The organism is Streptomyces sp. GESEQ-35 (genome assembly GCF_017948485.1).
Lineage (GTDB): Bacteria > Actinomycetota > Actinomycetes > Streptomycetales > Streptomycetaceae > Streptomyces.
In genome coordinates this window covers 1-22,886 of record NZ_JAFFSX010000012.1, presented here as the reverse complement: position 1 = coordinate 22,886, position 22,886 = coordinate 1, and the positions used below count along the sequence as shown (strand labels likewise).

The 22,886-nt window shown below is 70.3% G+C and carries 17 protein-coding genes; 13 read left to right on the top strand and 4 right to left on the bottom strand.

All coding sequences use genetic code 11. From position 1 onward, the window contains the following. Positions 1–50 precede the first annotated feature (50 nt). A complete protein-coding gene (locus tag KCH87_RS23395) occupies positions 51–542 on the bottom strand; it encodes a cysteine dioxygenase family protein (RefSeq protein ID WP_210588175.1) in 492 nt (163 codons plus the stop codon). 680 nt (positions 543–1,222) lie between these two features. On the opposite strand from KCH87_RS23395, the gene KCH87_RS23390 reads away from it, so the two are divergent. The 3 genes from KCH87_RS23390 to KCH87_RS23380 all read left to right on the top strand — a co-directional run bounded on the left by KCH87_RS23390 (position 1,223) and on the right by KCH87_RS23380 (position 6,844). After that, positions 1,223–1,486, top strand: a complete 264-nt coding sequence (locus tag KCH87_RS23390) for a WhiB family transcriptional regulator (RefSeq protein WP_003975777.1) — start codon at positions 1,223–1,225, stop codon at positions 1,484–1,486. A 181-nt stretch (positions 1,487–1,667) separates the two neighbouring features. Continuing rightward, the gene (locus KCH87_RS23385) at positions 1,668–5,363 is read left to right on the top strand and encodes a glycosyltransferase (RefSeq protein ID WP_210588174.1); all 3,696 of its coding nucleotides are present in this window, start codon (positions 1,668–1,670) and stop codon (positions 5,361–5,363) included. Then, positions 5,360–6,844 carry a DUF5719 family protein gene (locus KCH87_RS23380; RefSeq protein ID WP_210588173.1) on the top strand — a complete coding sequence of 495 codons (1,485 nt, stop codon included), beginning with the start codon at positions 5,360–5,362 and terminating at the stop codon, positions 6,842–6,844. The genes KCH87_RS23385 and KCH87_RS23380 overlap by 4 nt, the downstream gene beginning before the upstream one ends. 20 nt (positions 6,845–6,864) lie before the next feature. On the opposite strand, the gene KCH87_RS23375 is transcribed toward KCH87_RS23380, so the two are convergent. Continuing rightward, on the bottom strand, positions 6,865–7,314 hold the full coding sequence (locus tag KCH87_RS23375; protein WP_210588172.1) for a metallopeptidase family protein: 450 nt from the start codon (positions 7,312–7,314) through the stop codon (positions 6,865–6,867). 284 nt (positions 7,315–7,598) lie between these two features. On the opposite strand from KCH87_RS23375, the gene KCH87_RS23370 reads away from it, so the two are divergent. From KCH87_RS23370 to KCH87_RS23340, 7 genes are all read left to right on the top strand, one after another. Beyond that, positions 7,599–8,021, top strand: a complete 423-nt coding sequence (locus tag KCH87_RS23370; protein ID WP_210588171.1) for a DUF3499 domain-containing protein — start codon at positions 7,599–7,601, stop codon at positions 8,019–8,021. Positions 8,022–8,172: 151 nt separating this feature from the next. After that, positions 8,173–9,789: an L-lactate permease gene (locus KCH87_RS23365; protein WP_210588170.1), complete on the top strand. Its 1,617-nt coding sequence runs from the start codon at positions 8,173–8,175 to the stop codon at positions 9,787–9,789. A 114-nt stretch (positions 9,790–9,903) separates the two neighbouring features. Beyond that, complete coding sequence (locus KCH87_RS23360) at positions 9,904–11,268, top strand: phosphomannomutase/phosphoglucomutase (protein ID WP_210588169.1); 1,365 nt, start codon at positions 9,904–9,906, stop codon at positions 11,266–11,268. A 294-nt stretch (positions 11,269–11,562) separates the two neighbouring features. Continuing rightward, positions 11,563–11,733 (top strand): Trm112 family protein, encoded by a 171-nt coding sequence (locus KCH87_RS23355; protein WP_020940431.1) that lies wholly within the window; start codon positions 11,563–11,565, stop codon positions 11,731–11,733. Between the two features lie 29 nt (positions 11,734–11,762). Next, on the top strand, positions 11,763–12,890 hold the full coding sequence (locus tag KCH87_RS23350; RefSeq protein WP_210588168.1) for an SIS domain-containing protein: 1,128 nt from the start codon (positions 11,763–11,765) through the stop codon (positions 12,888–12,890). A gap of 99 nt (positions 12,891–12,989) precedes the next feature. Continuing rightward, positions 12,990–14,141: a mannose-6-phosphate isomerase, class I gene (gene manA, locus KCH87_RS23345; protein ID WP_210588167.1), complete on the top strand. Its 1,152-nt coding sequence runs from the start codon at positions 12,990–12,992 to the stop codon at positions 14,139–14,141. A gap of 116 nt (positions 14,142–14,257) precedes the next feature. Next, positions 14,258–15,238: a cation diffusion facilitator family transporter gene (locus KCH87_RS23340; RefSeq protein ID WP_210588166.1), complete on the top strand. Its 981-nt coding sequence runs from the start codon at positions 14,258–14,260 to the stop codon at positions 15,236–15,238. Between the two features lie 123 nt (positions 15,239–15,361). Here the strand turns inward: KCH87_RS23340 and KCH87_RS23335 are convergent, their stop codons facing one another. After that, positions 15,362–17,575: a fructose-specific PTS transporter subunit EIIC gene (locus tag KCH87_RS23335; RefSeq protein ID WP_210588165.1), complete on the bottom strand. Its 2,214-nt coding sequence runs from the start codon at positions 17,573–17,575 to the stop codon at positions 15,362–15,364. Between the two features lie 483 nt (positions 17,576–18,058). On the opposite strand from KCH87_RS23335, the gene ahcY reads away from it, so the two are divergent. Further along, positions 18,059–19,516: an adenosylhomocysteinase gene (gene ahcY / locus KCH87_RS23330; RefSeq protein ID WP_210588164.1), complete on the top strand. Its 1,458-nt coding sequence runs from the start codon at positions 18,059–18,061 to the stop codon at positions 19,514–19,516. A gap of 172 nt (positions 19,517–19,688) precedes the next feature. After that, complete coding sequence (locus KCH87_RS23325; RefSeq protein ID WP_210588163.1) at positions 19,689–20,303, top strand: hypothetical protein; 615 nt, start codon at positions 19,689–19,691, stop codon at positions 20,301–20,303. 39 nt (positions 20,304–20,342) lie between these two features. Here KCH87_RS23325 and KCH87_RS23320 read toward each other — a convergent pair whose 3' ends face one another. Next, positions 20,343–21,341 (bottom strand): RDD family protein, encoded by a 999-nt coding sequence (locus KCH87_RS23320; RefSeq protein WP_210588162.1) that lies wholly within the window; start codon positions 21,339–21,341, stop codon positions 20,343–20,345. Between the two features lie 128 nt (positions 21,342–21,469). Here KCH87_RS23320 and KCH87_RS23315 point away from each other — a divergent pair, with 128 nt between their 5' ends. Beyond that, positions 21,470–22,477 (top strand): stage II sporulation protein M, encoded by a 1,008-nt coding sequence (locus tag KCH87_RS23315; RefSeq protein WP_210588161.1) that lies wholly within the window; start codon positions 21,470–21,472, stop codon positions 22,475–22,477. Positions 22,478–22,886: the final 409 nt, after the last annotated feature.

The window sequence follows — 22,886 nt, the reverse complement described above, 5'->3', positions numbered from 1 at the left end:
AAGTCTTGCAGGCGGGTACGACAATGCGGCAGCGGGTGACGCGGAATGCGTCAGGTGACCGGGGCGGCCGCTATGCACTGGGCGCTGTGCATCGGCATCTCGGTGAGGCCCGGGAAGTAGACGTGCAGGCTGACCGCGGGCTCGAGCGCGTCGTTGACCACTTCGTGGACGTACCCCGGCGCGAACACCCTCTGCGCACCCGCCCCCAACGCGCGCGTGCCGCGCTCCGTGTGTTCGGTCAGCGTGCCGTCGAGGACGGTGAGCACACCGGAGGAGGGGCCGTGGTCGTGCCGTCCGCTGCCCTGGCCGGGCACCCAGGACAGCAGCCACACCTCGTACCCGGGACCGGTGCGCAGCCGGTGGTACCAGCGGGACGTGGCGTCGTACTGGACGAGGTGTTCCCACTGGGTGCGGTCGGCGGCGACGGAGCGGGCCAGGCCGACGAAGTCGGCGACGGTGGCCGGGTGCTCGCGCGGTGCCCGCAGCAGGTGCGGGACTTCGAGGATGTCGCCGGCGATCTGGAGGTCGCTGTCGCTGTTCATGGGTGCGGTGGTTCCTCGTCGGAAGAGAAGAGTGGCGGAGGCGAGGGGAACAACAGCCGAGTCCGACGGGCGCGGAAGCGAATCCGATGGACTCAGAGGCAGCCGGAGCGCGTGAGGCTCAACAGCAGGAACGGCAACAACAGCTACAGCGGACGTGGGCAGCACCGGGGGACCCGGCGGTGCGGGTCGAGGTGAGTGCCGAGTGCGCGAGCATGCCCACAAGGACAGCGGTTCACACCTCCACTGTCAACTCGGCGCCCGGTACGTGGGACGGGGTTCACCTCATCCGGTTCATGTCTTTGGTGAAAGGTTTGTGCATGGGGTGGCCGGGACACATGGCGCACAACCGGGCGCGCAAACCTCGACGCGATCCCGTGATCGGACTGTGATCCGGATCGATTCGAGCACATGTCGGAACGGGATCGATGTTCCGGGCGTCCTTCCCCGTGCAGGCTCTGCGCGGGGACGGAGGCCCTCCGGGGCCTTATCTGCCTGTCAAGGTTTAGGACGATTTGAACACTTTCCGCTAGGCCTTGGTTCCGCAGAGTGAATAAGGGGCTCAATAGCAGATCTCGGCTTGACTCGCCCGGAGCAGCACACTTGTAATTTCACTCGTGTCGTTCAGCCGAAATCGGTTACGGCTACATCACGGGGACGCGAAAGACTGACGAGGGGCGCACATGACCGAGCTGGTGCAGCAACTGCTGGTCGACGACGCGGACGAGGAACTCGGCTGGCAGGAGCGCGCGCTGTGCGCCCAGACCGACCCCGAGTCCTTCTTCCCCGAGAAGGGCGGCTCCACCCGCGAGGCCAAGAAAGTCTGTCTGGCCTGCGAAGTCCGCTCCGAGTGCCTCGAGTACGCCCTCGCCAACGACGAGCGATTCGGCATCTGGGGCGGTCTGTCCGAGCGTGAACGCCGTCGGCTGAAGAAGGCCGCCGTCTGACCGGACGGCACGCATCCATTTCGTACATACGTGACGAACGGCCCGTTGCAGGTGGGTTATCCACAGGCGGCGGGCCGACGTCATGCCCAGCCGATAGTGTGGTCGCTCGTCCGAGACACACCGCTGCCCCCTGTGGGCACAGGTGTCCACCGCAGTCCATCGAACCGGGGCCCGTACCTCGATGTCCGTGCACAGCCATACGGCAGCCGACCAAGACGTCGCTGCCACGCCTGAGTTTCCGCGTCATGTGGTGACCGCGGTGCTCGTCTCTCACGACGGCGCCCGCTGGTTGCCCGACGCGCTCGCCGGGCTGCTCGGCCAGGAGCGCCCCGTTCAGTACGCCATGGCCGCCGACACCGGCAGCGCGGACACCTCCGCCCAGCTGCTCACCGACACCCTCGGCGCCGACCGCGTACTGCACCTCGCCCGCCGCACCGGCTTCGGGCAGGCCGTCGAGGAGGCGGACCGCACCGCTCCCGTCCTCACGCCGGACGAGCTGCCCTACCTCAAGCGCCCGAGCGGCTGGGACCCCGTCACGCGCACGTGGCGCGACGACGCGTACGACCTGCCCGAACTCCCCCACGGGGAGCCGGTGCAGTGGCTGTGGCTGCTGCACGACGACTGCGCCCCGGAGCCGGACGCCCTGGCCCACCTGCTGCGCGTCGTGGAGAACGAACACGAGCTCGGCCGCGACGACATCGCCGTCGTAGGCCCCAAGCTCCGCGGCTGGTACGACCGCCGGCAGCTGCTCGAGGTCGGCGTCAGCATCGCCAACTCCGGCCGCCGCTGGACCGGCCTGGACCGTCGTGAACAGGACCAGGGCCAGCACGACCACGTCCGGTCCGTGCTGTCCGTGTCCACCGCCGGCATGCTCGTCCGGCGCGATGTCTTCGAGCAGCTCGGCGGCTTCGACCGACGGCTGCCCCTGATGCGTGACGACGTCGACATGTGCTGGCGCGCCCAGGCCGCAGGCCACCGCGTCCTCATCGCCCCCGAGGCGGTCGTACGACATGCCGAGGCGGCCTCCCGAGAGCGCCGCACCGTCGACTGCGTGGGCCGTACGTCGGCCTCCCCGCACAAGGTCGACAAGGCCGGCGCCGTCTACACCCTGCTGGTCAACACGCGGACCGCCGCGCTGCCCTGGGTCCTGGTGCGGCTGGTGCTCGGCACCCTGCTGCGGACCCTCGCCTACCTCGTGGGCAAGGTCCCCGGGCAGGCCGTCGACGAGATCCGGGGTCTGCTGGGGGTGCTGCTGCGGCCCGAGCGGATCATCGCCGGGCGGCGCAGGCGCGGCCGCCCCCAGGTCGAGAAGGACGAGCTGCGGCCGTTGTTCCCGCCGCCCGGCGCGACCGTGCGGGCCACCGTCGAACAGGCCGCGGGCAGTTTCTTCCGCGACTCCGACCCCGAGACCGTCGCCGGTGCCGGGCGGCACGGCGGCGCGGTCGAGTCCGGGCCGGGCGGGGACGACGCGGAGTTCCTGGAGATAGAACAGTTCGTCCGCCTCAAGCGCATCGCCCGCAACCCCGGCCCGATGCTCTTCCTGGTGCTGCTGTTCGTCTCGCTCATCGCCTGCCGCCAACTGCTCGGCGGCGGAGCGCTCGCGGGCGGCGCGCTGCTGCCCGCCCCGGCGGACGCGAGCGAGCTGTGGTCGCGCTACCTGGACTCCTGGCATGCCGTGGGCGCCGGCGGCACTCAGTCAGCGCCGCCGTATCTCGCAGCCGTCGCCCTGCTGGCCTCCGCGCTGTTCGGCTCCACCGGACTCGCGGTAACGGTCCTGCTGGTCTGCTCGGTACCGCTGGCCGGTTTCACCGCCTACTTCGCCTCCCGCCCGCTCGTCGAGTCGCGGCTCCTGCGTGCCTGGGCGGCCGTCGTCTACGCCTTCCTGCCCGCCGCGACCGGCGCGCTCGCCGGCGGCCGCATCGGCACCGCCGTCCTCGCGATCCTGCTGCCGCTCCTCGCACGCGCGGGCGTTGCGGCCAGTGGCCTGGCGAACGCCTCGGGCGCACGCGGCAGTTGGCGCGCCACCTGGGCGTATGCGCTGCTGCTGACCGTCACCACCGCGTTCACGCCGATCATGTGGCCCATCGCGCTGGTCCTCGGCATCGGCGTACTGGCCGTGCGCCGCGCCGACATCACCGCCCACGGCCTGCGCTTCCTGGCCCAGCTCGGCACCCCTCTGCTGGTGCTCGCGCCCTGGTCGCTGTCCCTGCTCCCGTTCGGCTTCTTCCGGGAAGCCGGTCTGGAGTACGGCGCCTCGGCCGCGTCCGCCACCGATCTGCTCGGCGCCGGCCCGGGTGGGCCCGGCACGGTCAACGGGCTGATGCTCATCGGCATCGTGCTGGCCGCGCTGGGCGCCCTGATGCGGTCCCACCGTCAGTTCGGAATCTGGACGGCCTGGGCCGTGGCTCTGGTGGGCCTCGTCTTCGCTGTCCTGTCCAACAGCTCGACCTGGGCCGGACCCGCGACGCTGGTGTACGGCATCGCCCTCCTCGCCGCCGCCGCGCTCGGCGCCGACGGGGCACGCGCGCGTGTGGCCGAGCAGAGCTTCGGTTGGCGTCAGCCGGTGGCCGCGCTGATCGCCTTCGCCTCGGCCGCCGGCCCGCTGCTCGTCGCCGCCGGCTGGATGATCAGCGGCGCCGACGGGCCGCTGGAGCGGCGCGACCCGGTGCAGGTGCCCGCGTTCGTCGCCGAGGAGAGCAACACCCGCGACCAGGCCCGCACCCTCGTCCTCGACAGCGACTCCGCGGCCCACGTCGGCTACATGCTCGTCCGCGGTTCCGGGGCGCGGATGGGCGACGGCGAACTGGCCGCGGCGGACGGCGAGAACGCCACGCTCGACAAGGTCGTCGCCAACCTCGTCGCCGGGTCCGGCGCCGATCAGGCCGACCAGCTGGGCAAGTTCGCGGTGCGTTACGTCCTCGTCCACAAGGGCGCGCCGCGCGAGGTGACCCGCGTTCTGGATGCCACGCCCGGGCTGTCCCGGCTGAGCCAGCAGGACGGCGGGGCGCTGTGGCGGGTCGACCAGCAGGTCTCACGGGCGGCGATAGTCGCCGGGTCCGGCTCGGGCTCCGGGGGTGCGCAGTCCGTCGCCGCCGGGCCCGTCGAGATCCACACCACGATCGCGGCGGGCGCGCAGGGGCGAATCCTGCGTCTCGCCGACACCGCCGACGAGGGCTGGACGGCCACCCTGGACGGCAAGCCCCTGACGCGTACGACGGTCGACGGGTGGGCCCAGGGCTTCGAACTCCCCGCCTCCGGCGGGAAGCTGGACGTCACCTTCGACGAGCCGATCACCCACACCGCCTGGCTGTGGGCCCAGGGCTTCCTCGCCGTCGTCCTCGTCGTCATGGCGCTTCCCGGCCGCCGCCGCGACATCGACGACGACCTCCCGGAGGAGCCGGCCGTCCCGGCCCAGCCCGTGTCCGGCGAGGGCCGCCGCGCCCGGCGCCTGCGCGCCCAGGCGGAGGCCGAAGAGGCGGGCCAGGCCGAGGGGTTCCCGGCTCCTCCGCAGGAGGCGCCCGCCGCGGCGATTCCGCAGCAGCAGACCTACGGCGAGTGGGACTACGCGGGTACCCAGTACGACGGCTACGGCGGCGACCAGTACCAGGGCGGCGCCCAGCAGCAGTATCCGCCCGGGTCGTACGACCAGCAGTACCCGGCGGACCCGTACCAGGGCGGGCAGTACGACCCTTACGCGTACGGTGGTTCGTCCCAGTCGGCGTCGTACGACCAGCAGGCGTACGGGCAGGCTCCGTACGAGCAGGGCCAGGACGGGACGTACCACCAGGGTTACGACGAGCAGGGTTACGACCCGACGTACGACCCGGCGCAGCCGTACCCGAACGGCAGTGAGCGCCCCGACGGGAGTCAGCAGTGAAGCGCACCACCCTGTCCCTGATCGCCGGCGCGACCGCGCTCGCCGCCGTCACCGGCCTGGCTGCGCTGACCTCGCCGGACGCGGCCGGCACGGACACCGCGAAGGCGGCGGCCGAACTGCCCGTGGAGCGCACGAGCTTGCTGTGTCCGGCACCGAGCACTTCGGATCTCGCCGAGACGTCGTACACGTCCTTCACGCCGGTCACGAAGGGCACGGACAGCGATGGCGCGGCCGAACTTCAGTCCACGGGGGAGGAGTCCGGGAGCGAGGCGAAGGACAAGAAGGCCGACAAGCCCGTCCTGGAGCCGAAGGACCCCGGCACGCCGGTCACCGGGGATGCCTCCGGTGCCGACTCGCCCGCGCTGGTGGGTACGGCCGAGGGGAAGTTCGCGCCCGGGTGGACCGTGCAGGAGAACACGGAGGTCGCCGCGGGTACGGGGCGGGGGCTGCAAGGCGTCAACTGCTCCGCTCCGGACACGGAGTTCTGGTTTCCCGGCGCCAGTACCGCGGCCGACCGCACCGACTATGTGCATCTGACGAACCCCGACGACTCCGCCGCGGTCGTCGACATCGAGTTGTACGGCAAGGACGGCGCCCTGGAGTCGACGGTCGGCGAGGGCATCACGGTTCAGCCGCACTCCAGTGAGCCGGTGCTGCTGTCGACGCTCACCGACGACGAGCAGACCAACATGACCGTGCATGTGAATGTGCGCAGCGGTCGGGTGGCGGCCGCGGTGCAGGCGCTGGACGACAAGCTCGGCGGTGACTGGCTGGCCGCCACCACGGATCCGGCCGGCAGCCTGGTGCTGCCCGGCATCCCGAAGGACGCCACGGCCGTGCGGCTGATCGCCTTCACGCCCGGCGACGCGGACGCCGACCTCAAGGTGCGGCTGGCCTCTCCGTCCGGACTGATCACGCCCGCCGGGAACGAGACGCTGCACGTGAAGGCGGGCATGACGACAGCGGTCGACCTGGGGGACGTCACGCGCGGGGAGGCGGGGTCGCTGGTGCTGACGCCGACCGATCGGGCCACACCCGTGGTGGCCGCCCTCCGGGTCGTACGGGGCAAGGGCGACAAGCAGGAGACGGCGTTCATCCCGGCCACGAAGCCGGTCGGCACGCGCGCGACGGCGGTGGACAACTCGGCGAAGGGCTCCACGCTGTCCCTGACCGCGCCCACCGGCACCGCGAAGGTCAAGGTCACCGCGTCCGCGGGCAGCGGCGGGGGGACGGCGGTGTCGAAGACGTACACGATCAAGTCCGGCACGACACAGGACGTTGAGGCACCGGTACCGACCGGCCTGAAGGGCACGTACGCCCTGACGGTGGAACCGGTCTCAGGAGCCCCGGTGTACGCATCCAGGACTCTGACGAAGACGGCGAACGGCGTCCCGGCCTTCACGGTCCAGACCCTGCCGGACGACCGGGGGATGGTGTCGGTACCGGAGGCGGACGAGGACCTGGCGGTGCTCCAGAAGTAGGGCGGCAGCGCTGCTCCGGTTCACTCCTCGCCGTAGCGCGGATCCACCGTCTCCGGGGTCAGCCCGAGCAGCTCGGCGACCTGTTCCACGACGACCTCGTGCACCAGCGCGGCCCGCTCGTCACGCGCCTTCGTGCGGATCTCGACCGGACGCCGATAGACGACCACCCGTGCGCGACGCCCCTCACGCGCGGGAATCGTGCCGCCGAGGGGGACCGATTCGTCGTTCCAGGCCTGCCCGGAGCCGTCGAGGCGCGGTACCTCGAGGACCAGGAAATCGATGTCGGCGAGCTGCGGCCACCGTCGTTCCAGGCGCTCCACGGAGTCCTGCACCAGGTCCGCGAACGCCTCGGCTCGGCTTGCCGCCAGCGGCACCTGCGGTGGCGCGATCGGGCCGCGCATGCCCCGGCCGTGGCGATCACGACGGCGGGGTCCGGAGCCGGCGGCAGGGGGCGGTACAGGGCTGTCCATCACTGGTGAAGCGTAGTCCCCGCCGGAGCCGGGTGCTCTGTCCCCACGCGGCGCCCGCCCGTCCCGTACGGCATGTCGGCAGATGACCATTCCAGCCAAGGTTGGGCTCGATTCCGTATCCCTCCCAGACCGCCGATCTCAAGGCAATTGACATGGTATGTGCCGACTGGTGACCGGGACGGGGTTCGTCCGGCAATCCGGCAAGCGGTGTCCATGCAGGTCAGAAGGGTGTGGCCGGAGGGGCGTGTGGGGCGTTTCACAGCACGACACGGTCGAGTGACCTGGTGGAGAGTCGTCGCGGCCCGCTCAAGAGTGCGGTACCGTCCAACGTCGTGAGCCCTGTACGTCGTTGTTCGCGAACCGCTTGCGGCCGACCCGCCGTTGCGACGCTGACGTACGTCTACGCCGACTCGACCGCGGTCCTCGGCCCGCTCGCCACCTACGCCGAACCGCACTGCTACGACCTGTGTGCGGAGCACTCCGAGCGCCTCACCGCGCCCCGCGGCTGGGAGGTCGTACGGCTCTTGGACAGCTCGGCTCCGGCACGTCCCAGCGGCGATGATCTGGAAGCGCTTGCTAACGCCGTGCGCGAGGCGGCCCGGCCCCAGGAGCGTGCCGCGCAGGCCAGTGGCGGTGGCCGTGGGGCCGACCCGATGGAGGTCGCCCGGCGGGGGCATCTGCGGGTGCTGCGTTCGCCCGACAACTGACGTCGGCCGACTTCCCTGTGCGTTTTCCGTGTGTTTTTGCTGTGTGTTTCGCTGAGTGACGCACACCCATTGACGGGCCGTTGTCGCGGACACGACCATTCCGGGAGCCGCGAGAAATCGCTTTCGCATTGCGGAATCCGGGGAGGCGCCTGTGTATGTCCAGGAGTTGGAGCCCGTCGCCGACTCGCTCGGCCTGTCGGCGCTGGTGGCGGCCCTGCCCCTCGTGATCGTCCTCGTCCTGCTCGGCGGCGTCCGCATGAAGGCGCACCTGGCGGGCCTCACGGGCCTTCTGGCGGCCGCCCTGGTCGCCTGGCTCGCGTACGGCATGCCGCTGGACCAGACGGTCTCCAGCGCCGTGCAGGGCGCCGCCTTCGGCCTCTTCCCCATCCTGTGGATCGTCGTCAACGCCCTGTGGGTGTACCGGATGACGGTCCGCACCCGCCACTTCGACATCCTGCGCCGGTCGTTCGGGCGGCTGTCCGACGATCCGCGGATCCAGGCGCTGGTCGTGGCCTTCTGCTTCGGTGCCTTGCTGGAGGCGCTCGCCGGGTTCGGCGCACCCGTCGCCATCTGCTCGGTCATGCTCGTCGCCCTCGGCTTCGAGCCGGTGCGCGCAGCCGTCGTCGCACTGGTCGCCAACACCGCGCCGGTGGCCTTCGGTGCGATGGGTACGCCGGTGGTGACGCTCGCTCAAGTCACCGGCCTGCCCCTGGATTCCGTGGCTTCCGTGGTGGGGCGTCAGACGCCGCTGCTGGCTCTCGTCGTGCCGCTCGTGCTGGTCTTCCTGGTGGACGGACGGCGCGGGCTTCGTGAGACCTGGGTGCCCGCCCTGGTGTGCGGAATCGCCTTCGCCGTCGGCCAGTTCGTCGCCTCCAACTACGTCTCCGCGCAACTCGCCGACATCGGCGCCGCGTTGCTCGGCGCGGCCGCCCTGGTCGCCGTACCGCACGCGCGCGTGCCCGCCGCCGAGTCGGTCCGCGCGTCCGTGCTGACCGGGGTGCGCAGCGAGGACCTGGACGTGGAGGACCCACGGCCCGAAGTCGTGCGCGCCTACGCCCCCTACGCGCTGATCATCGCCATCTTCTCCGTCGCCCAGATACCCGCCGTCAAGGACTGGCTCGCCGAGACGACCCAGACGTACGACTGGCCCTTCCTGAACGTCGTCAACGCGGACGGCGAGCCGGTCGGCGCCAACATCTTCACCTGGCCGATCGTCTCCACCGGCGGCACGCTCGTGCTGCTCGCCGGTATCTGCACCGCGGTCGTCCTCGGGGTGCACGCGCGCGTGGCGGTCAAGGAGTGGGCGGCCACCGTGCACGAACTGCGGTTCGCGATCCTGACCGTGACGTCCGTACTGGCGCTCGCCTACGTCATGAACCTCTCCGGACAGGCGGCCACGATCGGCTACTTCGTGGCGGCGGCCGGTGCGGGACTCGCCTTCCTGTCGCCGGTGCTCGGCTGGTTCGGTGTCGCCGTCTCCGGCTCGGACACCTCGGCCAACGCGCTGTTCGGCGCCCTCCAGGTGACCGCGGCCCGGGAGTCTGGGCTGTCTCCCGAACTGCTCGCTGCCGCCAACAGTTCGGGCGGTGTCCTCGGCAAGATGATCTCGCCGCAGAACCTCACCATCGCCTGTGCCGCCGTCGGGCTCGCGGGCCGCGAGGGGGACATTCTGCGCAAGGTGCTGCCCTGGAGCGTGGGGCTGCTGATGATCATGTGTCTGATCGTGGTCGGACAGAGCTCGCCGGTGCTGGGGTGGATGCTGCCCTGACCCGAGGCCTGACCTGAGGTTACGGCTGGGAGTCCTCCGGGACCGCGCACAGCGCACTGTCAGCGGGTGCGGGTAGCTTGTGGTGACCGATAGGACTTTTCAGGAAGGTTGGCCGTGTCTGCTGATCTGTCGCAGCTCGTGAAGGCGTACGACGTGCGCGGGGTGGTCCCCGACCAGTGGGACGAGTCGCTGGCCGAGCTCTTCGGGGCTGCCTTCGTCCAGGTGACCGGGGCGAGCGCGATCGTGATCGGGTACGACATGCGGCCCTCGTCCCCGGGGCTGTCGGGTGCCTTCGCGCGCGGTGCGGCGGCGTGCGGTGCCGACGTGACCGAGATCGGCCTGTGCTCGACCGACCAGCTGTACTACGCGTCCGGCGCGTTCGACCTGCCGGGCGCCATGTTCACGGCCTCGCACAACCCGGCCCAGTACAACGGCATCAAGATGTGCCGGGCGGGCGCGGCCCCCGTCGGCCAGGACACCGGGCTCACCGAGATCCGTGAACTGGTCGAGGGCTGGATGGAGTCGGGTGCCCCTGAACCGGCGGCGACGACGGGAACGATCACGCAGCGCGACACGTTGGAGGACTACGCGGCGCACCTCCGCTCCCTCGTCGACCTGACCCCCATCCGCCCGCTCAAGGTCGTCGTCGACGCGGGTAACGGCATGGGCGGCCACACCGTGCCCACAGTCTTCGACGGCCTGCCCCTGACCCTGGTCCCGATGTACTTCGAGCTGGACGGCACCTTCCCCAACCACGAGGCCAACCCCCTCGACCCGGCGAACATCGTCGACCTCCAGAAGCGCGTCCGCGAGGAGGACGCCGACCTCGGCATCGCCTTCGACGGCGACGCCGACCGCTGCTTCGTGGTCGACGAGCACGGCGACCCGGTCTCCCCGTCCGCCATCACCGCCCTGGTCGCCTCACGCGAGCTGGCCAAGCACGGCGGCAAGGGCACGGTCATCCACAACCTGATCACGTCCTGGTCGGTCCCGGAGGTCGTCAAGGAGAACGGCGGTACGCCCGTCCGCACGCGTGTGGGCCACTCCTTCATCAAGGCCGAGATGGCCAAGTCCGGCGCGATCTTCGGCGGCGAGCACTCCGCCCACTACTACTTCGCCGACTTCTGGAACGCGGACACGGGCATGCTCGCCGCCCTCCACGTCCTCGCGGCCCTCGGCGGCCAGGACGGCCCCCTCTCCGGCCTCGTCGCCCAGTACGACCGCTACGCCGGCTCCGGCGAGATCAACTCCACGGTCGACGACCAGACCGCCCGCCTCGCCGCGATACGCTCCGCCTACGAGGGCCGCGAGGGCGTCCAGCTCGACGACCTCGACGGTCTCACGGTCACGTCCGCCGACTGGTGGTTCAACGTCCGCCCGTCCAACACGGAGCCGCTGCTGCGGCTGAACGCCGAGGCCCGCGACGAGGCGACGATGGAGCGGGTGCGGGACGAGGCGCTGGGGATCATCAGGGGCTGACGAACGCCGGAGGGCGGCCTTTGGCTGACTTTTCGACGCCGGTCCGGGCATTTCAGCCTGTCCGGCGTTTGAGGACGAGGCCGTTCAGGCCGAAGCGGGGGTCTGGGGGCGCAGCCCCCAGGGACGGGACGGGAAGGGGCGGCGGGGGCGAAAACCGGCCACGGTCACACCAACGCCGCTCACCCCTGAACCCCGCCCCATCCAACCCCCGCACCCCACCCCCTCCGGCGGTACCCTGACCAGGCACATCCGCACACAAAGACGTAGAACACCCCGCCCCCGAAGGGACCACCCATGCCGCTCGAAGCCGGCCTCCTGGAGATCCTCGCCTGCCCGGCCTGCCACGCCCCCCTCAAGGAGCAGGACGCGGAGCTGATCTGCACCGGCCAGGACTGCGGCCTGGCATACCCCGTCCGCGACGGCATCCCCGTCCTCCTCGTCGACGAAGCCCGCCGCCCCGCGTAACGACGACCGGCGATCGGAGGCTGCCGCCCATGCTCGACGAATCGCTGCTCGACGCCCCCGAGGCACTCTCGGAGGCCGACCAACGCGGCCTGCTCCGCGGCGCAGCCGAAGCCGGCGCCCGGGTCCGCACCGCGGCCCGGCACGCCGCCGAGGCCGGCGTCCACGACCTCAAGCCGGACGGCCGCCCCCGCGCCGTCCTCATCGCGGGCCCCGGCGCCGCCGCCAGCTGCGTAGCCGACCTCCTCGGCACGCTCGCCGGCGCAGGCAGCCCCGTCACGCGCCTGGCCCCCTCCGGCGTCGCCCCCGCCGCCGGCGCCCTGCGCTGGGAGCTGCCCGGCTGGGCCGGCTCGGTGGACCTGCTGCTCATCGCCACCCCGGACGGCACCGAACCCGGCCTCTCCCTGCTCGCCGACCAGGCCTACCGCCGCGGCTGCACGGTCGTCGCCGTCGCCCCGCCCGGCACCCCGCTCGACGAGGCGGTGGAAGGCGCCCACGGCCTCTTCGTACCGCTCGCGACCGCCCCGTACGAGCAGGACGAACCCCACGCCGCGTCCGCGCCCGGCGTCCTCTGGGCGCTGCTGACCCCGCTGCTCGGCCTCCTCGACCGCACCGGCCTGCTCACCGCTCCGCCGGACGCCATCCAGAAGGTCGCCGATCGCCTGGATCACATCGCCGAGCGCTGCGGGCCGGCCATCGCGACGTACAGCAACCCCGCGAAGACCCTCGCCGCCGAACTCGCCGACGCACTCCCGGTGATCTGGACGGAGGGCACCTCGGCGGGACCGGCCGGCCGCCGGTTCGCCGCGGCCCTCGCCGAGCTCTCCGGCACGCCCGCCGTGGTCGCCGAACTGCCCGAGGCGCTCGCCGCGCACGGCGCCCTGCTCGCCGGATCGCTCGCCGCCAGCGCCGACCCCGACGACTTCTTCCGTGACCGCGTCGACGAGCCGCCCGCGATGCACGCGCGCGTAGTGCTGCTCCGCGACCGCCCGCTCGGGGGTCTCACCGCCGCCCCAGCCGCCCGTGACCTGGCCCTCAGTCACGACACGCCGATCAGTGAGCTGGAGCCGGAGCCCGGCGGCGAACTGGAGACCCTCGCCGAACTGATCGCCATCACGGATTTCGCCGCCGTTTACCTGGCGCTCGCTTCGAGGGCCTGATCTGACCCAGGACGCCCTGACCGCCGTACGCGGGACGGGACGACAGCCATACACCCGGCGAACCCGCGTCGAACGCAGAGAGAGCAGACAGAGAGCCGAATGGACCGCCTCGACAACACCATCCGCCCCTACGCCTGGGGTTCCACCACCGCGATCCCGCAACTGCTCGGCGTCGAGCCGACCGGCGAACCGCAGGCGGAGATGTGGATGGGAGCCCACCCGGGCGCGCCCTCGCGCACCGACCGCGGCACACTCGTCGAGATCATCGCCGCCGACCCGGAGCGCGAACTCGGCGCCGCGGCCGTCGCCAAGTTCGGCCCGGGCCTGCCCTTCCTGCTCAAGATCCTCGCCGCCGGCGCCCCGCTCTCCCTCCAGGTGCACCCCAACCTGGAGCAGGCGAAGGAGGGTTACGAGGACGAGGAGCGCCGCGGGATCCCCGTGGACGCCCCGCACCGCAACTACAAGGACGCCAACCACAAGCCCGAACTCATCTGCGCACTCACCGAGTTCGACGGCCTGTGCGGCTTCCGCGACCCGGCCCAGGCCGCCGGCCTGCTCGCCGGCCTCGGTGTCGACTCCCTCAAGCCGTACGTCGACCTGCTGCACGCCCACCCCGAGGAGGCGGCGCTGCGCGAGGTGCTGACGGCCGTGCTCAGCGCCGACCGCGAGGAGATGGCCCACACCGTCACCGCGGCCGCCGCGGCCTGCGCGCGACTCGGCGGCGAGTACGCCCCCTACGCGGACATCGCCCACCACTACCCGGGCGACCCCGGCGTCATCGCCGCGATGCTCCTCAACCACGTACGCCTACAGCCCGGCGAGGCCCTCTTCCTCGGCGCCGGCGTCCCGCACGCCTACCTCAACGGCCTGGGCGTCGAGATCATGGCCAACTCCGACAACGTCCTGCGCTGCGGCCTGACCCCCAAGCACGTCGACGTCCCCGAACTCCTGCGCATCGTCCGCTTCGAGCCGAGCGACCCCGGCGTCCTGCGCCCGGAAGCCTCTCCGGACGGCGAGGAGGTCTACGAGACCCCGATCGACGAGTTCCGGCTGTCCAGGTACGTCCTCCCCGCGGGCGGCGCGGCCCACGACCTCACCCGAGAGACCCCGCAGATTCTGCTCTGCACGGCGGGCTCGGTACGGGCCGGGGAGCACGAGCTGAGCCCCGGTCAGTCGGTCTTCGTCCCGGCAGGCGAAAAGGCCGAAGTATCCGGTTCCGGAACGGTCTTCCGGGCCACTGTCGTCACCTGACGGTCAAGGAGTTGCGGCCTGGCGCGCCGTTGTCGGAGCGGGCTGCAACAATGGCCCACTGGCAAAGACCGGGCAAAGGTCTGGACGGCGTACGTACGAAGGGAAATCGCGAATACATGAGCGCGTCAGGCGGCACCAAGGCGATCGTGGCGGCACTCGCCGCCAACCTCGCGATCGCGGTAGCGAAATTCGTGGCGTTCCTCTTCAGCGGCTCGTCGTCGATGCTCGCCGAGTCGGTGCACTCCCTCGCCGACTCCGGAAACCAGGCCCTGCTCCTCGTCGGCGGCAAGAAGGCCCAGCGCGAGGCGACCCCCCAACACCCCTTCGGGTACGGGCGCGAGCGCTACATCTACGCATTCCTCGTCTCCATCGTCCTCTTCTCGGTCGGCGGCATGTTCGCCATCTACGAGGGCTACGAGAAGATCAAGCACCCGCACGAGATCGACCACTGGTACTGGCCGGTCGGCGTCCTCATCTTCGCGATCATCGCCGAGACCTTCTCGTTCCGGACGGCCATCAAGGAGTCCAACACCCTGCGCGGGAAGAAGTCCTGGACGGAGTTCGTCCGCCACGCCAAGGCGCCCGAACTGCCTGTTGTTCTCCTGGAGGACCTCGGCGCGCTGGTCGGTCTGATCCTCGCCCTCGGTGGCGTCGGCCTGGCCCTCGCCACCGGCGACGGCGTCTGGGACGGCATCGGCACGCTCTGCATCGGCGTGCTCCTCATCCTGATCGCCCTCGTGCTGGCCGCCGAGACCAAGTCGCTGCTGCTCGGCGAGGCCGCGGGCGTCGAAGACGTCCAGAAGATCGAGGCCGCGATCGTCGCCGGCGACACCGTCACCGGCATCATCCACATGCGCACGCTCCACCTCGGCCCCGAGGAACTGCTCGTCGCCGCCAAGATCGGCGTCCAGCACGACGACACGGCCACCGAGGTGGCCTCCGCCATCAACGCAGCCGAGTCCCGCATCCGCGAGGCCGTCCCGATCGCCCGCGTGATCTACCTGGAGCCGGACATCTACAGCGAGTCCGAGGCCGCGCGTGGCGCCGACCGCGAGGCGACGCCGGGAGGACCGACGCCGCACACCTCCGAGCACTGATACGTCGTCGTACGACCGCGTTCTCACGACCATGGGGCCCGCCGAGCGTTCGGCGGGCCCCAGCGGTTTCCCGGCACGTGGCACGTCCAAGGAGCAGCCGCGCCTCGGGCTCCTCTGTTCCGGCTACTGGATCTCGCTCAGCACGCCGAGCACCGCCGCCTCGTCCGGCGCCGCCATGAGCCGCTCCCGGAACCCGGCGTCCATCAACTTCCGCGACAACAGCGCCAGAATCCGCAGATGCTCGTCACCCGCTGCCGCCTCCGGTACGGCGATCATGAACACCAGCCTCGCCTTCGTACCGTCCAGCGAGCCCCACTCGATGCCCTCGTCCGACCGCGCGAACCCGACGACCGGCGCGGTCACCGCGTCCGTCTTGGCATGCGGTATCGCGATCTCCTCACCGAGCCCCGTCGTGCCCTGCGCCTCACGCCGCAACGCCGTCGCCACCAACTCGTCGACGTCCGCAACCCTGCCGGTCCGCGCCAGCAGAGCCGCCATTTCACGGATCGCCGCCTCCTTGTCGACGGCGTCGAGCCGGACCTTCACGGTCTGCGCGGTGAGGTGGCCGGAGAGGGCTTCGGAGGCAGTGGTGGCCGGTGCTTCGGCTTCGGACGCGGCTGTTTCCACGGCGGGGGCGGCCTGTGGGGCCGGGGCGACGTCGGCGTCCACCGCAGGGGCAGACGTCGCGGCTTCGTCCGTCGTGCCCGGGGTACGCGCAGCCGTGGCCTCGGCGGATGCGCCAGTGCTCGAACCGCCCTTCACCAGCACTGCGGATGCACGGGCGGCGGCATGCGGCGGTACGACGCCGGTTGCGCCCCCCGCTCCCACGCCGGCACCGACCAGCAAGGGCTCGGGCCCGCTCAAGCCCGGACCGCCGACCGGCGTACCCCGCCTCCGCTCGACGATGTCGACGAGGGCGACCGTCGTCAGCGCGGTGACGGCCGTGCCGATCGCGACGGCCACGAAGAACATCGGCACGCCGCTCACCGCGCCCAGCACGGCCACGATCGGCCCACCGTGCGGCACCGCGTCCTCGACCCCGGCGAGCCCGGCGATCGCACCGGCGACTGCACCGCCGAGCATGTTGGCCGGGATGACCTGCGCGGGCCGCGCCGCCGCGAACGGAATCGCGCCCTCGGAGATGCCGAAGCAGCCCATGAACAGCGAGGCCAGACCGGTTTCCCGTTCCTGCTCGGTGTAGAGCCGCTTGCGGATCAGCGTGGCGAGACCCTGCCCCAGCGGCATGACCGGAATCGCGGCGGCACACATGCCCATGACGGTCTGATTGCCGGTCGCGATGAGCCCGGCGCCGAACAGGAACGCCGTCTTGTTCACAGGGCCGCCCATGTCAAAGGCGATCATGAGCCCGAGAATCGCCCCGAGCAGAATCGCGCTCGTGCCCGCCATTCCGCTGAGCCAGCTGGTCAGATGCTCGAACACCCAGGAGATCGGCTTGCCGATGACGTAGATGAAGAACAGCCCGAGCGCCGAGGTCGCCACGATCGGGATCACAATGATCGGCATGATCGGCCGGACGAACTTCGGGACCCTGACCTTCTTGATCCACAGAACCAGATAGCCGGCCAGGAACCCGGTCACGATCGCCCCGATGAACCCCGCGCCCGCCTTGGAGTCGTACAGCTCACCGGTGTTGGCGATCCAGCCACCGATCATGCCCGGCACCAACGCGGGCCGGTCGCCTATCGCGTACGCGATATAGCCGGACAGGATCGGCACCATCAGCGTGAAGCCGATGACACCGATGTTGTTCACGTCCATCCAGAAGGAATCCTCCGGAATGACCAGGCCGTCCGGCGTGGTGTGCCCGCCGATCGCCAGCGACACCGCGATCAGCAACCCGCCGACCACCACGAACGGAATCATGTAACTGACCCCGTTCATCAGCGCCTTGTACCCGACGCTGCGTTCCTTGCCACCGGAGGCAGGGGCGGCCGTGGGGGAACCGCCCTCCTTGTGCACGGGTGCCGACTGCACCCGCTCGATCAGCTGCTCGGGGTGGCGAATGCCCTCGGCGACCCCGACGGTCAGGACCCGCTTGCCCGCGAATCGGCTCAGGTCAACATCCTTGTCCGCGGCGACGATGATGCCGTCGGCAGAGCTGACATCGTTGTCATCTAGTACGTTTTCGGCCCCGATGGATCCCTGGGTCTCCACCTTCATGTCGATGCCACGGCTCGCGGCGGCCTGCGCGAGCTTCTCCGCAGCCATGTACGTATGGGCGATGCCGGTCGGGCACGCGGTCACCGCGAGCAGCTTCAACCTCTTGCGCTCGCCACCGCCACTGCCCGTGGGGGGAGGGCCGGCCGGACTGGTCACGTCGATCTCCTAACGCCTTTGTCACGCGAGAACGCCGTCCCGGACGTCCCCGCAGGATCGATCAGATGTCCCGATCTCCTCGCATCCTGCAACACCTCCCGCCCGGCTCAAAGGCGCGAAAGTCCTGGAAACTCCTGGTCTGTCGACTCCTGTCCTCCCGTTTGTGCGTGTCCTGTTATCGCTGTCACAACCGTCGTCTGCCCGCAGGGTGAGGCGGTAGCCACGCCCGTGATCGGTCCGATGGGTTCGGAGGCGGACTGGGGACGGCCCGGCCTACCGGTGTAGCTTGGGACGGAGCCAGACGTCGCTGCTGATGGCGGTCGGGCGGTCCCACCGCGGACCGACCGAGGGAGAGAGGGCCTCCGACGGACTGCGCTGCGTGTACGCGGGCATGCCTGTGTCCTCTTTTCGGGCACTCCTGTGTCCGTCGCCGCGCAGACCAGCCGTACCCACCTCGCCCCAACCTCCAAGGAGCAGTTCGCAATGACGACTGTCGACAACCGGCAGGACTTCAAGGTCGCCGACCTCTCCCTGGCCGAGTTCGGCCGCAAGGAGATCACCCTCGCCGAGCACGAGATGCCCGGCCTGATGTCGATCCGCCGGGAGTTCGCCGCCGCCCAGCCGCTGGCCGGCGCCCGCATCATGGGCTCGCTGCACATGACCGTGCAGACCGCCGTCCTGATCGAGACCCTGGTCGCCCTGGGCGCCGAGGTCCGCTGGGTGTCCTGCAACATCTTCTCCACCCAGGACCACGCGGCCGCCGCCATCGCCGTCGGCCCGAACGGCACGCCCGACAACCCGCAGGGCATCCCGGTCTTCGCCTGGAAGGGCGAGACCCTGGAGGAGTACTGGTGGTGCACGGAGCAGGCGCTGACCTGGCCGAACACCCCCACCGGCGGCCCGAACATGATCCTGGACGACGGCGGCGACGCCACCATGCTCGTCCACAAGGGCGTCGAGTACGAGAAGGCCGGCAAGGTCCCCTCCCTCGACACCGCCGAGTCCGACGAGCACCGCGTCGTCCTTGAGGTCCTGACCCGCACCATCACCGACGGCTCGCAGAAGTGGACCCAGCTCGCCTCGGAGATCCGCGGCGTGACCGAGGAGACCACGACCGGCGTCCACCGCCTGTACGAGATGCACCGCGACGGCACCCTCCTGTTCCCGGCGATCAACGTCAACGACGCCGTCACCAAGTCGAAGTTCGACAACAAGTACGGCTGCCGCCACTCCCTGATCGACGGCATCAACCGCGCCACCGATGTCCTCATCGGCGGCAAGACCGCGGTCGTCTTCGGCTACGGCGACGTGGGCAAGGGCTGCGCGGAGTCCCTGCGCGGACAGGGCGCCCGCGTGATCATCACCGAGATCGACCCGATCTGCGCGCTCCAGGCGGCGATGGACGGCTACCAGGTCACGACCCTCGACGAGGTCATCGACAAGGCCGACATCTTCGTCACCACGACCGGCAACAAGGACATCATCATGGCGAGCGACATGGCCAAGATGAAGCACCAGGCGATCGTGGGCAACATCGGCCACTTCGACAACGAGATCGACATGGCGGGCCTGGCGAAGATCCCGGGCATCGTCAAGGACGAGGTCAAGCCGCAGGTTCACACCTGGACGTTCCCCGACGGCAAGGTGCTCATCGTCCTCTCCGAGGGCCGCCTGCTGAACCTGGGCAACGCCACCGGCCACCCGTCCTTCGTGATGTCCAACTCCTTCGCGGACCAGACCCTGGCCCAGATCGAGCTGTTCACCAAGCCGGAGGAGTACCCGACCGACGTCTATGTGCTGCCCAAGCACCTGGACGAGAAGGTCGCCCGGCTCCACCTGGACGCACTCGGCGTGAAGCTGACCACGCTGCGCCCCGAGCAGGCGTCCTACATCGGCGTCGAGGTCGAGGGGCCGTACAAGTCGGACCACTACCGCTACTGAGCCGTCGGCTCAGCAGTTGAGTACTGACCGCAGTACGTGACGAGCGCGTCGGTGCGCTGACGCGCTCTCACCAGCAGGCCCTCTGAGGCAGGCCCCCGCACCCCCGTGCCGGGGGCCTGCCCCTTTGGCCATTGCGGCCGGCCGGATCAGCCCGTCAAGACCCAGGACCCCCATGCCCCGCGGCCGCTATTCGCTCCACGATCCGCACGATCACACCCCCCTTGCACACGAACACTTCCACTGCGCCCCCGGCCCTTCCGGCTGGCGTTATGTCGCACAACTGACCACCCCCGCGGGTGATCACAGCGGCTCCGTCGACCTCGCCCTCGACGAACTCGGCCGCCCCATCCGCCTCGAACTCCACGCCGCGGGCTGGCAAGTCCGCGGTGCTGCGCTCGACGGCGTCACCTGGGTCCGCACCGACCCCACCGGGGCTCATGCCACAGAAGGCAATGTCCGCGCCCACGCCTTCACCGGCACATCCCCCGCATTCCTCATCGCCACCACTCGTCTCCTGCGCCTCACCCCTTCCGGCTCAGCAACCCGCGTACGCCTCGTCGCCTTCACAGACCCGGTCCTCGCCCCGCGCACCGTGGACCAGTCCTGGGCCTTGATGAAAAGAGAAGCACACGCCACTGACAACGGCCCTCTGACCGTGGACGAATACCAGGTCACAGCCCTGGACACGGGCGAGCAGCACGCCGTGCACATCGCCGGCGACGTCGTACTCGCGGCGCCGGGCATCGAGTTGGAGGACCTTGACTCGCCACCGTCCGCGTTCAGCTGAGCGCTGCGAGCGTGCGGGCTGGTCGGTCGGCAGGCAGGGCTAGGCAGGCGGTACGAACCCAGTGGCGGGACGGTCGGCGGGCGACGTTTCGTGGGCCTCGATCCGGCGGCTGACCGGAGCCTCCGGCTGACCACCGACCTGATTCGCGCCCGAACCGTCCGCCGGCGCCGCCTGGGCGACGTACGCGGGATAGGAGGGAGGAGCCGCGGGCGGAGCTGCCGAAGGCACATACCCCGTCGGTACGCCGCTCGCGGAGGCGCCACCGGCTGCCGGAGCGCCGACGGCCGAGCCGTTCGCGAAGGCGCGCCGGGCATCCCTGGCCTGCCGTTCCTGCACCACCGCCGCCAAATACGCGGCCGGTGGTACGCCCTGCGGCGCCGGGCTCCCCGTTCGACCCGCGAGGTCGCCGGCGAGCCGCTCCGCCATCGCCGAGCCGACCTGCGGATCCAGTTGCTGCATCCGCGTCAGGTATTGGCGGATGGCAAGCCACAGACCGTCCGGAACCGCCGACAGGTCCAGCCCGGAGAACCGCCCGGCCAGCCAGGGCGGCGGCGGAGGAACGAAACCCGTACGAGCCACGGGCACCCGTTCCCTCACGACCAGGGTCCCTGCGAACACATCCCCGAGCCGCCGCCCGCGCGCCGATACGAGAGAAGCGACGCAGGCGATCACGCCGAATGTCATCAGAATCTCGATCACGCCGATCCCGCCCCGCACCAGCGCATGCCGGAACCGGATCGGCCCGCCGTCGTCCCGCACCACGCGCAGCCCGCACGCCATCTTGCCGAGCGACCGCCCATGGCTCAGCGTCTCGACCGCAATCGGCGCACCCACCAGAAGCAATACGAACGTCGCAATCGACAGGGCGGTCTGTGCCGCCTCGTCCAGTGCGGCCGTGGAGGCCACCAGACCGATGGTTACGACGATGTAGGCGATCATGGCCACGACCAGATCGAGCAGGACGGCCAGCGCCCTGCTGGGCAGCCGCGCGGGGCGCAACTCCAGCGCCACCGCCTCGCCCGTCACAAGCTCACTCACGACGCTGTCCTTCCCCTGACCTGCCCTGAGAACGGCCAGTCTGCCAAGCTGAGGGCGCATCGCGCCCCAGTACGACAAGCTGACACCACGACGAGCCGCCGACGAACAGCCCAGGAGCAGGCAAACCGATGGACCTCGACGTCTTCGTCACCGCCCACCGAGCCGAATGGGACCGCCTCGACGCCCTGCTCCGGCGCCAGCGCAGCCTCACCGGCGCCGAGGCCGACGAACTCGTCGTCCTCTACCAGCGCACCGCCACCCACCTTTCCCTGATCCAGTCCAGCGCCCCCGACCCGCAACTGACCGGTCGGCTCAGCCAACTCGTGGCACGCGCGCGTAGTGCCGTAACAGGCACCCGCCGTGCCTCCTGGCGCGACGTCACCCGCTTCCTCGCCCACGGGTTCCCCGCCGCGGTCTACAAGTCGCGCCACTGGTGGGTACCCACCGCACTCTTGTCGACCCTTGTCGCAGCACTTCTGGGCTGGTGGATAGGCACCCACCCGGAAGTGCAGTCCTCCATAGCGGCCCCCACCGAGCTGCGTGAGCTCACCCGCCCCGGTGGTCAGTACGAGACGTACTACTCGAGCCATCCCGCGGCCTCCTTCGCCGCCCAGGTGTGGACGAACAATGCCTGGGCCGCCGCTCTGTGCCTGATCCTCGGGGTCTTCCTGGGCCTCCCGGTCCTGTGGATCCTGTTCCAGAACATGCTCAACCTGGGCGTCGGCTTCGGTCTGATGTCGTCAGCCGGCCGGCTCGACACCTTCCTCGGTCTCGTCCTGCCCCATGGCCTGCTCGAACTGACCGCGGTCTTCGTCGCCGCCGGCACCGGCCTGCGCCTCGGCTGGACCGTCATCGACCCCGGCCCGCGCAGCCGACGCACGGCGCTTGCCGAGGAGGGCCGAGCCGCCGTGGGCATGGCCATCGGCCTCGCGCTGGTCCTCTTCGTCTCAGGCGCCGTCGAAGGCTTCGTGACCCCGTCGGGCCTGCCCACGTGGGCGCGAATAGGTATCGGCGTCATCGCCGAACTCGTCTTCCTTGCCTACGTCTACGTCATGGGCGGTCGTGCGGCCCGTACCGGGGAGACGGGCGATGTCGAGGCTGCGGAGCGCAGCGCCGTGGTTCCAACGGCTGCCTGATGTGCGGACATGTCTGCTGAGCTGTTAGTCTCTCCTTCGCCCCACAAAAGCCGTTGACACGGAGAGAGTGGGGAGGTAGATTTGAACAGTTGCCTAGAGGGCAGGACTTGCCCCGCGGCGACTGTTAGCATCTATCGGCTTCTTGTGGATTCACTTCCCGAGAAGTCCCCGATTATTCAGAAATGAGTGGCCGGTCAGACTGGCCGAAAACTTCTGATAAAGTCGGGCTCGCCGAAAGGGAGCCGCAGGGCAACCGAATAGGCAAGGCCACTCCAACGGCCACCGGAAACGAATTCCGACCGGAAACGGAACGGAAAAAGGATCTGGTAGGGTTGGAAACACCGAAGGGAAGCGCCCGGAGGAAAGCCTTGAGAGAGTCTCTCGGGTGAGTACGAAGGAAGTGTCCGTT

Excerpts from the sequence above, each read along its gene's own strand:
- KCH87_RS23355 (WP_020940431.1), top strand. The coding sequence starts at position 11,563 with ATGCCGCTCGAAGCCGGCCTCCTGGAGATCCTCGCCTGCCCGGCCTGC.
- KCH87_RS23340 (WP_210588166.1), top strand. The coding sequence starts at position 14,258 with ATGAGCGCGTCAGGCGGCACCAAGGCGATCGTGGCGGCACTCGCCGCC.
- KCH87_RS23375 (WP_210588172.1), bottom strand. The coding sequence starts at position 7,314 with ATGGACAGCCCTGTACCGCCCCCTGCCGCCGGCTCCGGACCCCGCCGT.
- KCH87_RS23325 (WP_210588163.1), top strand. The coding sequence starts at position 19,689 with ATGCCCCGCGGCCGCTATTCGCTCCACGATCCGCACGATCACACCCCC.
- KCH87_RS23350 (WP_210588168.1), top strand. The coding sequence starts at position 11,763 with ATGCTCGACGAATCGCTGCTCGACGCCCCCGAGGCACTCTCGGAGGCC.
- KCH87_RS23315 (WP_210588161.1), top strand. The coding sequence starts at position 21,470 with ATGGACCTCGACGTCTTCGTCACCGCCCACCGAGCCGAATGGGACCGC.
- ahcY (WP_210588164.1), top strand. The coding sequence starts at position 18,059 with ATGACGACTGTCGACAACCGGCAGGACTTCAAGGTCGCCGACCTCTCC.
- KCH87_RS23385 (WP_210588174.1), top strand. The coding sequence starts at position 1,668 with ATGTCCGTGCACAGCCATACGGCAGCCGACCAAGACGTCGCTGCCACG.
- KCH87_RS23390 (WP_003975777.1), top strand. The coding sequence starts at position 1,223 with ATGACCGAGCTGGTGCAGCAACTGCTGGTCGACGACGCGGACGAGGAA.
- manA (WP_210588167.1), top strand. The coding sequence starts at position 12,990 with ATGGACCGCCTCGACAACACCATCCGCCCCTACGCCTGGGGTTCCACC.
- KCH87_RS23395 (WP_210588175.1), bottom strand. The coding sequence starts at position 542 with ATGAACAGCGACAGCGACCTCCAGATCGCCGGCGACATCCTCGAAGTC.